The following is a 12,980-nucleotide window of genomic DNA, read 5'->3' on the forward strand; positions in this document are numbered from 1 at the left end:
CGCCCGGCTAATGGCCGCATAAGTACCTGTGACCTGCGGGAAACTTCGCGGACCCCCGCTCGGGAAACGCATCGGCGACCGTACGATTCAATTGTGAGCGTTCCCGAGGCCGTGCTGATGGCAGTACTCGCGGCCGTTGTCGGCCTCGCGGTCGGCGGGCTGCTCATCCCCTATGTGAACGCCCGGCAGGCGCAGCGCCGGGAGGCGGATTCCGGACTCACCATGTCCCAGGTTCTGGACCTGATCGTGCTCGCCTCCGAGAGCGGAATCGCGGTCGTCGACGAATATCGCGACGTCGTGCTGGTGAATCCGCGCGCCGAGGAACTGGGCCTGGTCCGTGACCGGTTGCTGGACGAACGCGCCTGGTCCGCGGTGGAGAAGGTGCTCGCCACCGGCGAGGACGTCGACTTCGACCTGACCGCGAAGAATCCGATGCCCGGCCGCAGCCGCATCGCGGTGCGCGGCGTGGCCCGCGCGCTGTCGCGCGAGGAATCCACCTTCGTGGTGCTGTTCGGCGACGACGATTCCGAGCAGGCGCGGATGGAAGCGACCCGGCGCGATTTCGTCGCCAATGTGAGCCACGAGTTGAAGACCCCGGTCGGCGCGATGAGTCTGCTCGCGGAGGCCTTGCTGGAATCCGCGGACGATCCCGATTCGGTGCGGCACTTCGGTCAGCGCCTGCTCGCCGAATCCCGCCGGATGGGCAAGATGGTCACCGAACTGATCGCGCTGTCCCGGCTGCAGGGCGCGGAGAAACTGCCGGAACTCGAGACCGTCGACGTGGACACCGTCGTCAACGCGGCCATCGAACGCTCCCGGACCGCCGCCGAGGCCGCCGGGATCACCGTCAGCACCGACGCCAACAGCGGTCTCGAGATCCTCGGCGACGACACCCTGCTGGTGACCGCGCTGTCGAATCTGGTGGAGAACGCCATCAACTACTCGCCGAAGGGCTCGCACGTGTCGGTGAGCCGGTCGCTACGCGGTGGCTACGTGAACATCGCCGTCACCGATCGCGGCATCGGCATCGCCAAGGAGGACCAGGAGCGCGTCTTCGAGCGCTTCTTCCGGGCCGACAAGGCCCGCTCCCGGGCGACCGGCGGCACCGGGCTGGGACTGGCTATCGTCAAGCACGTGGCCGCGAACCACAACGGCGAGATCGCCCTCTGGAGCAAACTGGGCACCGGCTCCACGTTCACGCTGCGTATACCCGCTGTCGAGTCCGAAGACCAGGTCTCCACCGTCCCGGTGGAGAAGAAGAGTCCCGCCGCGATCCAGGCGGGAAAGAAGGAAACCGGCGCGCGCCCCGTGGCGCGGGCCAGACCCAACGGTGTGGAGGCAACCCGATGACGAGTGTGCTGATCGTCGAGGACGAAGAGTCGCTGGCCGATCCGCTCGCGTTCCTGCTGCGCAAGGAGGGGTTCGAAGTCACCGTGGTCGGCGACGGCCCGTCCGCGCTGGCGGAATTCGATCGGTCCGGGGCCGACATCGTGCTGCTCGACCTGATGCTGCCCGGGATGAGCGGTACCGACGTCTGCAAGCAGCTGCGCACCCGCAGCAGCGTGCCGGTGATCATGGTGACCGCGCGCGACAGCGAGATCGACAAGGTGGTCGGGCTGGAGCTCGGCGCGGACGACTACGTCACCAAGCCGTACTCGTCGCGGGAGCTGATCGCCCGCATCCGCGCGGTGCTGCGCCGCGGCGCCGGCGAGGAGATGGACGGCACCAGCGAGAGCGGCGTGCTCGAGGCCGGACCCGTGCGGATGGACGTGGACCGGCACACCGTGCAGGTCAACGGCAAGCCGGTGACGCTACCGCTGAAGGAGTTCGACCTGCTCGAATACCTGCTGCGCAACTCCGGTCGCGTGCTGACCCGCGGCCAGCTCATCGACCGGGTGTGGGGCGCCGACTATGTCGGTGACACCAAGACCCTGGACGTGCACGTGAAGCGGTTGCGCTCGAAGATCGAGGCGGACCCGGCCAAGCCGGAACACCTGGTCACGGTCCGAGGCCTGGGCTACAAACTGGAAGCTTGACCGCCTCTCCGGGTTTCAGGCCATACAAGTCCGGAGCCTCGGGGGTTGGTCACAGGTCTTGCGTGGGTGCCGCGCGGGTGGGAGTTTCCCGGGGAGTTACCCAGGTGCTCACGGGGTCGGTGGGTGCCTCGGCTTTGCTTCGGGGTGCGCCAGGGCTTCGGACAGTGTGGCGGCGAGGGTTGCCAGGTGGGTGCGGATTTCCGGGTTCGGGACTGTGCCGTCCTCGGATACGTCGGCGCTGAGGATGGGGATTCGGGTGCAGGCGGGGGCGATGATGTCGGCGCCTACATAGCCGAGGACGGTGCGCAGGGAAGCTGTGGCGCCGTCGCCCCGGCCGGGGGTGGCGACCGTGAGCCAGGCGACCGGTTTGGTGTGGAGGTCGGCGGTGCCGACGGTCCACTCCAGGAGGTTCTTCAGGCTGCCGGGGATCAGGCCCGCGTATTCGGGGGTGCAGAAGAGGACAGTGTCGGCTTCGGCCAATAGTTGGCGTAAACGGGCCACCGGTGGCGGGGATGGGCCGTCGCCGGGGACGAACGCGGGGAGGGTGGTCAGCTCGTTGTAGAGGTGGGTCGAAATGCCTTGGGGGACAACCTGTTGCAGGGTGCGCAGGGCTGCTGTGTTGGTCGAGCCCGGTCGGGTGCTGCCGGAGATCAGCAGGAGGTGTACGCCCACGGGTGATTACAAGCTCTGCGGCGGGTGATGTATTCCGTTGTCCTTCGGCTTGTTTCGACGGCCGATGGTGCCACGGGGTTGGGGGAGTGGGGCTAGGTCGGCGATTTCTGTTCGGCGGCCGCGGTGGCGGGGTGGACGGCGATCAGGCCGAGGCCCTCGCGGCGTTTGCAGTGGCGGGCCAGTTCGTCGTAGGCCGGTTGGCCCAGGAGTTCGATGAGTTCGGGGGCGTAGGACTGCCAGACCGGGCGGGTGCCGGTGTGGGCGTCGGGGGAGCCGGAGCAGTACCAGTTCAGGTCCTCGCCGCCGGGGCCCCAGCCGCGGCGGTCGTATTCGGTCACCACGGTGCGCAGGATCTGGACGCCGTCGGGGCGGTCGACCCAGTCCTGGGTGCGGCGGATCGGAAGTTGCCAGCACACATCCGGTTTGACCGTCAGGGGTTCGACGCCTTCGCGCAGTGCCATCACGTGCAGGGCGCAGCCGGGGCCGCCGGCGAAACCGGGGCGGTTGAGGAAGATGCAGGCGCCGTCGTAGCGGCGGGTGCGCAGCGCCGGCTCGTCGTCGAGTTCGTCCTTCTCCAGGTAGAGCTTGGGACGGACCCGGCCCTCGTCGTCGCGGGCCTCGTCGATCAGTTGCCATTCCGCGGGTGTGAGCAGTTTCACAGCTCGCTGGAGCTTCTTGCGGTCGTCGGTGTCGCAGAGGAAGGCGCCGTGCGAACAGCACCCGTCGTCCGGGCGGCCGGCGATGATTCCCTGGCATGCTGGCGTGCCGAAGACACAGGTCCAGCTGGACAGCAGCCAGGTCAGATCGGCGACGATGGTGTGCTCGTCGTTGTCCGGGTCGGTGAATTCGATCCACTCCCGCGGGAAGTCGAGCCCCACCTCGGGTGCCGGGTCGATCTTCGCCGCTGGTAGCGGCCGCTTCGGCCGCTTCGCGGATGCGCGTTCCGTCACATCGGCAGACGCTAACAGTTCTGTCGCTGTGGTGGCGGTTGCGGGGGTTATCGGGTTACCCGCTCCCGGGCGTCGCCCAACCCAGTACCGTGTTCTTGTGCGGTTGGGAGTGCTCGATGTGGGAAGCAATACCGTCCACCTGCTGGTGGTGGACGCCCATCGGGGTGGCCATCCCACGCCTATGAGCTCGACGAAGTCGACGTTGCGGCTCGCGGAGAACATGGACGGCGAGGGCCGGATCACGGCCGAGGGCGCCGCCCGGCTGACCGAGACGGTCGCCGAATTCGCCAGCATCGCGCAGACCTCCGGGTGCGAGCAGTTGATGCCGTTCGCGACCTCCGCGGTGCGCGAGGCCACCAACTCCGACGAGGTGCTGGCCTTGGTCCGCCGGGAGACGGGGGTCGACCTGCGGGTGCTCTCCGGCGCCGACGAGGCCCGGCTGACCTTCCTCGCGGTGCGCCGCTGGTACGGCTGGAGCGCGGGCCGCATCCTCAATCTGGACATCGGCGGCGGTTCGCTGGAGATGAGCAACGGCGCGGACGAGGCGCCGGACGTGGCGCTGTCGCTGCAACTGGGCGCCGGTCGGCTGACCCGGGACTGGTTGCGCGAGGACCCGCCGGGCAAGCGCCGGGTGGCGGTGCTGCGCGACTGGCTGGACGCCGAATTGGTGTTGCCCGCCAAGCAGTTGCTGGTTCCCGGCCGCCCCGATCTGGCGGTGGGCACCTCGAAGACGTTCCGTTCGCTCGCCCGGTTGACCGGTGCCGCCCCCTCGGCCGCGGGCCCTCGGGTGCGGCGTATTCTCACCAGTTCCGGCCTGCGGCAGTTGATCGCCTTCATCTCCCGGATGACGGCCGCCGACCGGGCCGAGCTGGAAGGCGTCAGTTCCGACCGGTCGCAGCAACTGGTGGCCGGCGCGTTGGTCGCGGAGGCGAGTATGCGGGCGTTGTCCCTGGACACCCTGGAAATCTGCCCGTGGGCGCTGCGCGAAGGGCTGATCCTGCGCAAACTGGATACCGACCTGGACAGAGAACCGGGCGCCGGTAACGGCCGGCCCGCGGGTGTCCCCGGACCGACCGAAACGGTGTCGCGATGAGTGACGATTCCACGCAGCTGTCGGTGGCCGAACTGCTGGCGCGCAACGGCAAGGGCTCGCCCTCGTCCGGCGGCGGCGGGCGGCGCCGCCGCGGCGGCCGTGGCATCTCGGTCAACGAGCTGACCGGGGACCTGCCCATCGTCAAGGAGGGTTCGTCCTCGCACGCCGCGCCCGACGTCGACGAGAGCCCCGAGCCGGGCGCCCGCACGCCGGCGGGCGAGGCGTATTCGCCGTTGTCGGGTCCGATCTCGTTGTACGACCCGCTGTCGCCGGCGCCCGCGCCGGAAAGCTGGTCCGCGCCCGCGGCGGAACCCTGGCCGGCGTCCGAATCCTGGGCGGCACCCGCCGCCGCGCCGCCCTTCGGGGGGGTCGACCGCGAGCCCGTGCGCTACCAGGCGCCGGCCATGCCGGATTCCGCGTTGCGCGAGCCCGGCAGCTTCGGCTGGCCCGATCCGGCGGCGCCGAGTCCGGCCGAGGGTGAGCGCCACAATCCGTTCGCGGGTCCCGAGGCCGCGCCGCCCCAAGAGAGCCGCCGGGCCCGTCGCGAGCGTCAGGAACGCATCGATCCGCTGTCGGATCAGGTGTCGGTGGCCGAGCTCGAGGGCACCGTGCCCCCGCCGACGCGCGGTGGCCGCCGTCGCCGGCGGCGTGAGGAAGAGGACACCGCCGACGTCCAGCCGTTCCGCGGTGCGGCCAGGGAGGCGGCCGAACCGCCTGCGCTGCGGCGTGCACCCGATCAGGCGGCGCCCTCGGTTCCGGATGCCCGGCCCAAGCCCGAGGGTCGTCCCGGTCTCGATGGTCGACCCGGTCCTGATGGTCGACCCGGTGCGGTGGCCGGTCCTGATGGTCGACCCGGTCCCGACGGTCGACCAGGTCCAGCCGTCGGGCCGCGATCCGGTGGCCCGCGACCCGCGGCGGGCCCCGCTTGGCCGCCCGGTGCTCCGCCGGGCCGTCCCGATGCCCAGGCCTCGCCGTGGGGTGTTCCGGGCGCCGCGCCGATCCCGCCCGACCAGCGGCGCGACCCGGCCGGTGAGCGCACCGAATTCCTCGATCCCTCCAAGCTGCCGCGTTCGGCGCGGCGCGGGCCGAATCCTAATCCCGGTCCCGGTGAGCCCGATCTGCCGGAATGGTCGGCGCGGCGCCGGAAGTCTCCGGAACGGCCGGCGCCGGGTACCGAATGGCCGACCCGCGACGATGGTCGTCGGCGTGGCAAGTCCGAGCCGCCTCTGCCACCGCCGCCGCCGGTCGACGAGGTGGCCGGCGCGCCGACGGCGGTCTGGTCGCTGGCCGGTCGCGATCAGCAACTGCTGTCCGGCCCGACCCTGGCCGGGGATCTGATCCGCGCCGACGCCGAACGGGAATCCCGGCGCGGTGAGCCGGACCGGGAACCGCCTCGGCGCGGTGAGCCGCTTCGCGGTGGGCGTGGCGCGCGCCGGGGTGCCACGGCCGTCCGGGTCGACGAGCTCGATGATCTCGACGAGCTCGAGGACGAGGACGATTTCTACGATCCGGATCTCGACGACGACCCGGATCTGGATGACGAGGACGACGATCGCCCCGCCCGCCGGCGCCGACCGGCCGCAGGTCGCTCCTGGTCCCGCGCGGGATCTATGGATCCGAACCGCAGACAGTGGATGGTGCTCGGCGGTCAGGCCGTCGGGGCCGCCGTGGCGGGTATGTTGCTGTTCAAGGGCTTCGAGAAGATGTGGGACGTGTTCCCGTTCGTCGCCCTGGCACTGGCCATGGTCGTGATCCTCGGCCTGGTCGCGCTGGTGCGGGTACTGCGCCGCACCGACGACATCACCAGTACGGTGATCGCCGTCGTAGTCGGTATTTTCGTGACGTTGGGACCGCTGGCCTTCCTGCTCAGTACCAACTGAGCCCGGGCCGGCAGTGGGGAGAGCCTGGTGGGGACGATCCGGGTCGGATTGTCGACGGCATCGGTGTATCCGGAGAACACCGAGGCCGCCTTCCGCTACGCGGCCGAACTCGGGTACGACGGCGTCGAGTTGATGGTCTGGGCGGAGTCCGCCAGCCAGCAGACCGCGGTCGTGCGAGAGTATTCCCGGCGGTACGAGATGCCGGTCCTGGCGGTGCACGCCCCCTGTCTGCTGATCTCGCAACGGGTCTGGGGGTCGGATCCGATCGCGAAGCTGGCGCGCAGCGTGCGCACGGCGGAGGAGCTCGGTGCCCGGACTGTCGTGGTGCATCCGCCGTTCCGCTGGCAGCGCCGTTACGCCGAGGGCTTCGCCGCGCAGGTCGCGGCTCTCGAGGAGCGCAGCCGGGTGCTGGTCGCGGTGGAGAACATGTTTCCTATGCGGGCGGACACCCTGTTCGGGCGGGGGTCCGGGGCCGCGCGGCTGGAGCGCCGGGGCGGGCCTGGACTGTCGGTTACCGCGTTCAGTCCGTCCTATGATCCGACCGATGTCGGGTTTGCGCACTACACCCTGGATTTGTCGCACACCTCCACTGCGGGGGTGAACGCCCGGGAGCTGGCCGAGCGGATGGGTTCCGGTTTGGAACACCTGCATCTGGCCGACGGTCGCGGCGCTGCGCACGACGAGCATCTGATTCCCGGCGACGGCACTCAGCCTTGCGCCGAGATCTGTGAACATTTGGCGCGCAGCGGGTTTCGGGGGCATGTGATTTTGGAGGTCAATACGCAGAACGCGCGGACCACGACTACGCGCGCGGCGATGCTGCATCGTGCGCTGGCGTTCGCCCGGCTGCATCTCGACGGGGTGCATCCGGCGGCGGAGTCCGGTCGGCGGCACTGACGGTTCGGGGGTGTCTGCTGGGCTCGGCGGGGGTGAAAATGATTGTTGGGCCTGCTTGGGGGTGACGGGCTGTGTTTTTGGCCTCCGCTTCGCTGCGGCGGGTTCGCGGCCCTGCGGGCCCGATCCTTCCCTCCTCCGGCTCCTCCGCTTCGCTCCCCCGCCTCCGTCAGTCCAGGATCGGGCCGGGCCGCGAACAGGAGGGCTACCCCTGCGTATTTGTGACCGGAGCCCCTCCCGTTCTGCTCTCCCTGCTCCGTGCAGGCTCGGGGCGGGTCGTGAACGTGCGGGTTGCCCCTGCGTGTTGGTGACCGGACCCCCTGCCGTCCTGCTCTCCCGGCTCCTTGCAGGATCGGGCTGGGCCGTGAACAGGCGGGTTGTCCCTACTTATTGGTTACCGGAGCCCCTGCCGTCGTGCTCTCCGCGCTCCGCGCAGGATCGGGGTGGGTTGCGAATAGGCGGGTTGGCCTGCGTATGGGTGACCGGGGTTCCTCTCGTCGTGATCTCCCCGCTTCGTGCAGGGGCGGGGCGGGTTGTGAGCAGGCGTGCTGTGCCTGCGTATTGGTGACCGGGGTGGCACGGGGTGGGGGCGTGGTGGTTGCCTCTTGTGGGCCGGCGGGATGTGCTGGGTGTTCTCGGGGCGGGGGTGTGGTGCGGGCCTCATCTGGGCCGGGGGAATCTGCGGGCGGCGAACGTCGCTTATACGCTGTACGGGAGATGGGCCGATGTGGTCGGCCGGGTGAGAGGAGCAGCGGTGACCGAAGTGACCGTCCAGGCGGAGTCGGCGGCCCGCGAGGCCGACTTGGCGCCCTTTGCCCGGGTCTGCGCGGTGACCGAGTTACCGTCCGACACTGCGGGGACCGGTCGTTACCGCGGGTTCATCGAGGACATCTGGACCATCGGGCCTAAGTTGCACGGTGGCACGATGGTTGCCGCGAGCGCTGCGGCGGCGACCCGCTGGTTGCGCGGCACCGCGCCGGGCGCGCAGGACATGTTTCCGGTCGCGGCCAGCACGGACTTTCTCGGCGCACCGGATCCCGGGGAGGTCGAGTTCAGCGTCCGTACGCGTAAGGCCGGTCGCCAGATCTGTTTGGTCGAGGCGGATCTTGTGCAGGGGGACCGCACCCTGGTGCACACCGCCTTCACCTTCGGGCGGCTCGATGACACCCCGCCGTTGTACGCCGCGGAGACCTTCGCGGATATGCCCGCCGTGCCGCCCGCCGACGCCCTGTCCTACGGGGCGGAGGCGCCGATGGGCGATATCGTGCACGTCGCGCAGGGGGCCGCTATGGCCATGGATCGGGATTGGGCGCGGTTCGCCGCGGGCGAGCGGGGTGAGCCGCGGCTGCGGTTGTGGATCCGGCCGCGGCCGGGCGACGAGCAGGACGACGAGGTCGCCGCGTTGTTCGCCCTGATGGCCGGGGACATCAGCCCGCCGGTGACCATGAACCTCGGCCGGTTCGGCTGGGCGCCTACCGTGCAGTTGACCACTTATCTGCGCCGCCGGCCGGCGGCCGGCTGGCTGCGTGTGATCTGCACGGCCCAGCAGATCGGTGCGCGGATGTTCGATGAGGATCAGGTGGTGGTCGACGCCACCGGCGCGGTCGTCGTGCAGAGCCGCCAGCTGGCACTGTTGCCGCAGTCGTCCTGGTAGCCCGCTAGCCTTGGACGCCATGACGAGAATTGCGGTGATCGGCGGCGGGCGGATCGGTGAGGCGTTGATCGCCGGATTGCTGGAAGCCGGGACGCCGGGCAAGGATCTGGTCGTGGTGGAGCCGTTGCCGGTTCGCGCGGAGTTCCTCGCCGATCGCTTCGGTATCCGGGTCACCGACAGTGTCGGCGATGCCGCGAATGCGGCCGATCTGCTGGTTGTCGCCGTGAAACCGCAGGATGTCGACGCCGTTCTCACCGATCTGGCGAAGGCGGGGCTGGACGACGACCGCGATCAGTTGCTGATCTCGCTGGCCGCGGGGATCACCACGGCCCATTTGGAGGCCAAGCTGCCCGCCGGATTCCCGGTGGTCCGGGTCATGCCGAATTCGCCGATGCTGGTCGGCCAGGGGATGAGCGCCATCGCCGCGGGCCGCTACGCCAAGGAGGCCGAACTGCGCCAGGTCACCGAGCTGCTGGAGACGGTGGGCCGGGTGGTCACGGTCGCCGAGTCGCAGATGGACGCCGTGACCGCGGTGTCCGGCTCGGGGCCGGCGTACCTGTTCCTGCTCGCCGAGGCGATGATCGACGCGGGCGTGGGCCTGGGCCTCAGCCGCGATGTGACCAGCCGTCTGGTGGTCCAGACCCTGCTGGGGTCGGCGGCGCTGCTGGCCGAGGCGGGGCAGGGTCCCGCGGAGTTGCGCGCCGGTGTCACTTCTCCCGGCGGCACCACCGCCGCCGCGCTGCGCGAGCTCGAGCGGGCCGGTGTGCGGTCGGCATTCTGGGAGGCCCTGGCGGCCGCGCGGCAGCGCTCGGCCGAACTGGGAGCGACCGAGAGCTGAATGGCGATCGAATCCTATTTCTCCCACCCGTCGCAGTAATCCCACGGGCAACGCTAAGCTTCAAGGAGCACGTGCGTGTCTGTTCCGCTGGTGGGGAAGCCGGCGGCGCGGACGTGCCGGAGGTCAGTGGCGCAATGATGTCTGGAAACAGCTCTGCGAGTGGTCCCCTGCTCGGCGGGGGAACCCAGTTCCTCACCGTCGCCGAGGTGGCGAATCTGATGCGGGTATCGAAGATGACGGTGTATCGGCTGGTGCATTCCGGCGAACTACCCGCGGTGCGGGTGGGAAGGTCGTTCCGCGTGCACGCGCGGGCCGTCCACGACTATCTGCAGACGTCGTATTTCGACGCCGGCTAGCCCCTCCGGGCCGGCCGTCCGACACCCGGCGCAGGCCGGGGCCGTTTCGTTCGGCCACGGTCGGCCCGGTACCATGAACCACCGTCGTGTTCGCCTGCCGGTGCCCCTCTTTCGGGGCCGGCACCGGGAGCGCGGGCACTGGGCGTACGTAAACCGGCGTGCGCGCCGAGGAGATGAGAGAACGCGAGGAACAGCCCCATGGGTTCTGTGATCAAGAAGCGCCGTAAGCGGATGTCGAAGAAGAAGCACCGCAAGCTGCTTCGCCGTACCCGCGTGCAGCGTCGCAAACTCGGCAAGTAACACGGTATCCGGCCGGCGCGCTCGCAACACGCGCGTAACGGTCTGTTCGCTGTCGAGGCCCGTCACCGTTCGGTGGCGGGCTTTTCGTTTTCCGGCGGCGGAAGTGATCGTAAGAAGCTGGTTAATAGTCTCTCCGGCGCGGTGGGTACGGTTACCCTGGAACGCGGAAATGGCGGAAACGGGGGCCTCACAGGTGGGATCCGGCATGGGTGTTGGTGCTCGGGACGGACATGTGTCGAAGGTCGTGCTGGTGACCGGCGCCAGCCGCTACTTCGGCAGCAGTGTCGTGGCCGCCCTCGCCGCCGACCCCACGGTGGAACGCGTGCTCGCCGTCGACGCCAGGACGCCCGCGCCGGATCTGCTGCGCAGCTTCGGCCGCGCCGAGTTCATCCGGTCCGATATCCGAAACCCGTTGATACGCAAGGTGATCGACGGTCACGATGTGGATACCGTGGTCCATCCGGCGGTGTTGTCGCGGCCGCCCGCGGGCGGTGGCCGGGCGGCCATGAAGGATTACAACGTGTTCGGCGCGATGCAGTTGCTGGCGGTCTGCCGCAAGTCGCCCAGCGTGCGCCGGGTGGTGGTCCGCTCGTCGTCGGCGGTCTACGGTTGCGGCCCCAAAGATCCCGCTAAATTCACCGAGGAAATGAGCGCGCGTACGCCGCCGAGCGGTTCGTTCGCGCGCGACATGATCGATGTCGAGGGATTCGTTCGCGGCTTGGCGCGTCGCCGCCCGGATATCGCCGCCGCAATATTACGATTTCCGCCGATAGTGGGTCCGCGACTGGTCGATCGGGGTATGGAGATTTTCCGATCTCCGGTCACGCCCACCATTCTCGGCCGCGATCCGCGCATGCAACTGTTGCACGAGCAGGATGCGATCGGGGCATTGGTGCACGCGGCGTCGCGGGCACCGGGCGGTACGTTCAATGTCGCCGGCGACGGCGCGCTCACCCTGTCCCAGGCGATCCGCCGGGCCGGGCGGATCGAGGTGCCGGTGCCCTTCACCGCGTTCCGCACCGTCGGCCGGGCGCTCATGGGACCGGTGATGCGAGGTTTCACGGCGGAGCAGATCGACTATTTCCATTACGGGTGCGGATTGGACACCACCCGGATGCGCGCCGAGTTCGGCTTCCAGCCGCGCTGGACGACCGTGGAGGCGTTCGACGACTTCGTCGGGGGCGCAGCGTTGCGACCCGTCATCGATCCGCGCTGGATCGACGCTGCAGAATCGACACTTCTCGGCCTGGTCGGGGCCGGAGCGGGAGCAGACCAATGAACGACGTGGCCAAGGTGATCCGATTACGAGACGCGGACTTCGGGACGCGCCCGCGAGCGACGGGCCGGCGCCGAGTGGGTGAACCCGCGGCCGGTTCGGTCACCTCGCTGGCGGCCCGCCGGGCCGCGGCCACCCCGCCGCCGACGGGTCCGGACCTGCGGCTGGATCGGGTGCGCGACGCCGTGACCGCCGGTATCCGCGGCACCGCCGAATTCGCCCGCCGCCGGCTCACCGGCGACTATCGGGTGGACGAGTTCGGCCTCGACGACCATCTGCTGGAGTCGGTGATCCTGCCGTCGCTGCGGCCGTTGTCGAAGTTGTGGTTCCGAGTGGACGTGCAGGGCGTCGAGCATCTCCCGGAAACCGGTGCGGCGCTGATCGTCGCCAATCACGCCGGCGTGCTGCCGCTGGACGCGCTGATGCTGCAGGTGGCCGTGCACGATCGGCATCCGGGTCACCGCCCGCTGCGACTGCTGGCCGCCGACAAGGTGTTCGAGACCCCGGTGCTCGGCGGACTGGCCCGCAAGGCCGGCCACACCCTGGCCTGCCCCGCCGACGCCGAACGGCTGCTGCGCTCCGGCGAACTGACCGGGGTGTTCCCGGAGGGGTTCAAGGGCATCGGCAAGCCCTACGCCGAGCGGTACAAGCTGCAGCGATTCGGTCGTGGCGGCTTCGTGTCGGCGGCGGTGAAGACCGGTGTGCCGATCGTGCCGTGCGCGATCGTCGGCGCGGAGGAGATCTATCCGAAGATCGGCGATCTGAAGCCGCTCGCCCGGCTGCTGGGCCTGCCGTACTTCCCGGTCACCCCGCTGTTCCCGCATCTGGGCGTGCTGGGCCTGGTACCGCTGCCGTCGAAGTGGACCATCGTGTTCGGCGAGCCGATCCCGACCTCCGGTTACGCGCCGGAGGAGGCGGACGATCCGATGACCATGTTCGAGATCACCGATCAGGTCCGCGAGAACATCCAGCAGACGCTGTACCACCTGCTCACCCGGCGCGGGAATCCGTTCACCGGCTGAGCATCGGAA

General features: G+C 69.6%; 12 protein-coding genes and 1 pseudogene. 11 read left to right on the top strand and 2 right to left on the bottom strand.

All coding sequences use genetic code 11. The features are described 5' to 3' along the window. Window positions 1–93: 93 nt before the first annotated feature. Window positions 94–1,350 carry a sensor histidine kinase gene (locus NRB56_RS28780; RefSeq protein ID WP_319943684.1) on the top strand — a complete coding sequence of 419 codons (1,257 nt, stop codon included), beginning with the start codon at window positions 94–96 and terminating at the stop codon, window positions 1,348–1,350. Beyond that, window positions 1,347–2,036, top strand: coding sequence for a response regulator transcription factor (locus NRB56_RS28785; protein WP_019932549.1), 690 nt, complete (start codon window positions 1,347–1,349; stop codon window positions 2,034–2,036). The genes NRB56_RS28780 and NRB56_RS28785 overlap by 4 nt, the downstream gene beginning before the upstream one ends. A gap of 108 nt (window positions 2,037–2,144) precedes the next feature. Here NRB56_RS28785 and NRB56_RS28790 read toward each other — a convergent pair whose 3' ends face one another. Together NRB56_RS28790 and NRB56_RS28795 are read right to left on the bottom strand one after the other, a co-directional pair. Further along, window positions 2,145–2,708 (bottom strand): NADPH-dependent FMN reductase, encoded by a 564-nt coding sequence (locus NRB56_RS28790; protein ID WP_319943685.1) that lies wholly within the window; start codon window positions 2,706–2,708, stop codon window positions 2,145–2,147. Between the two features lie 92 nt (window positions 2,709–2,800). Beyond that, window positions 2,801–3,658 (bottom strand): hypothetical protein, encoded by an 858-nt coding sequence (locus tag NRB56_RS28795; RefSeq protein ID WP_406603541.1) that lies wholly within the window; start codon window positions 3,656–3,658, stop codon window positions 2,801–2,803. Between the two features lie 97 nt (window positions 3,659–3,755). Between NRB56_RS28795 and NRB56_RS28800 the strand changes: the two genes are divergently transcribed. From NRB56_RS28800 to NRB56_RS28845, 9 genes and pseudogenes are all read left to right on the top strand, one after another. Further along, window positions 3,756–4,751 (top strand): Ppx/GppA phosphatase family protein, encoded by a 996-nt coding sequence (locus NRB56_RS28800; protein ID WP_319943686.1) that lies wholly within the window; start codon window positions 3,756–3,758, stop codon window positions 4,749–4,751. A 1,625-nt stretch (window positions 4,752–6,376) separates the two neighbouring features. Next, window positions 6,377–6,631: pseudogene (locus tag NRB56_RS40560) on the top strand (hypothetical protein); the annotation flags it as partial. Between the two features lie 27 nt (window positions 6,632–6,658). After that, a complete protein-coding gene (locus NRB56_RS28815) occupies window positions 6,659–7,528 on the top strand; it encodes a sugar phosphate isomerase/epimerase family protein (protein WP_319943687.1) in 870 nt (289 codons plus the stop codon). A 751-nt stretch (window positions 7,529–8,279) separates the two neighbouring features. Continuing rightward, a complete protein-coding gene (locus NRB56_RS28820; RefSeq protein ID WP_406603542.1) occupies window positions 8,280–9,179 on the top strand; it encodes a thioesterase family protein in 900 nt (299 codons plus the stop codon). 19 nt (window positions 9,180–9,198) lie between these two features. Next, a complete protein-coding gene (gene proC / locus NRB56_RS28825; RefSeq protein ID WP_153347474.1) occupies window positions 9,199–10,017 on the top strand; it encodes a pyrroline-5-carboxylate reductase in 819 nt (272 codons plus the stop codon). Between the two features lie 134 nt (window positions 10,018–10,151). Next, the gene (locus NRB56_RS28830; RefSeq protein WP_153347475.1) at window positions 10,152–10,373 is read left to right on the top strand and encodes a helix-turn-helix domain-containing protein; all 222 of its coding nucleotides are present in this window, start codon (window positions 10,152–10,154) and stop codon (window positions 10,371–10,373) included. A 198-nt stretch (window positions 10,374–10,571) separates the two neighbouring features. Further along, window positions 10,572–10,673, top strand: coding sequence for a 30S ribosomal protein bS22 (locus tag NRB56_RS28835; protein WP_003402602.1), 102 nt, complete (start codon window positions 10,572–10,574; stop codon window positions 10,671–10,673). A 205-nt stretch (window positions 10,674–10,878) separates the two neighbouring features. Further along, on the top strand, window positions 10,879–11,952 hold the full coding sequence (locus tag NRB56_RS28840) for an NAD-dependent epimerase/dehydratase family protein (protein WP_153347476.1): 1,074 nt from the start codon (window positions 10,879–10,881) through the stop codon (window positions 11,950–11,952). Next, a complete protein-coding gene (locus NRB56_RS28845; protein WP_153347477.1) occupies window positions 11,949–12,971 on the top strand; it encodes a lysophospholipid acyltransferase family protein in 1,023 nt (340 codons plus the stop codon). The genes NRB56_RS28840 and NRB56_RS28845 overlap by 4 nt, the downstream gene beginning before the upstream one ends. Window positions 12,972–12,980: the final 9 nt, after the last annotated feature.

This window comes from Nocardia aurantia, from assembly GCF_009604425.1.
Lineage (GTDB): Bacteria > Actinomycetota > Actinomycetes > Mycobacteriales > Mycobacteriaceae > Nocardia > Nocardia aurantia.

Bases quoted from the DNA above. Each gene is read 5' to 3' on its own strand.
- NRB56_RS28845 (WP_153347477.1), top strand. From the start codon at position 11,949: ATGAACGACGTGGCCAAGGTGATCCGATTACGAGACGCGGACTTCGGG.
- NRB56_RS28830 (WP_153347475.1), top strand. From the start codon at position 10,152: ATGATGTCTGGAAACAGCTCTGCGAGTGGTCCCCTGCTCGGCGGGGGA.
- NRB56_RS28840 (WP_153347476.1), top strand. From the start codon at position 10,879: ATGGGTGTTGGTGCTCGGGACGGACATGTGTCGAAGGTCGTGCTGGTG.
- NRB56_RS28785 (WP_019932549.1), top strand. From the start codon at position 1,347: ATGACGAGTGTGCTGATCGTCGAGGACGAAGAGTCGCTGGCCGATCCG.
- proC (WP_153347474.1), top strand. From the start codon at position 9,199: ATGACGAGAATTGCGGTGATCGGCGGCGGGCGGATCGGTGAGGCGTTG.
- NRB56_RS28835 (WP_003402602.1), top strand. From the start codon at position 10,572: ATGGGTTCTGTGATCAAGAAGCGCCGTAAGCGGATGTCGAAGAAGAAG.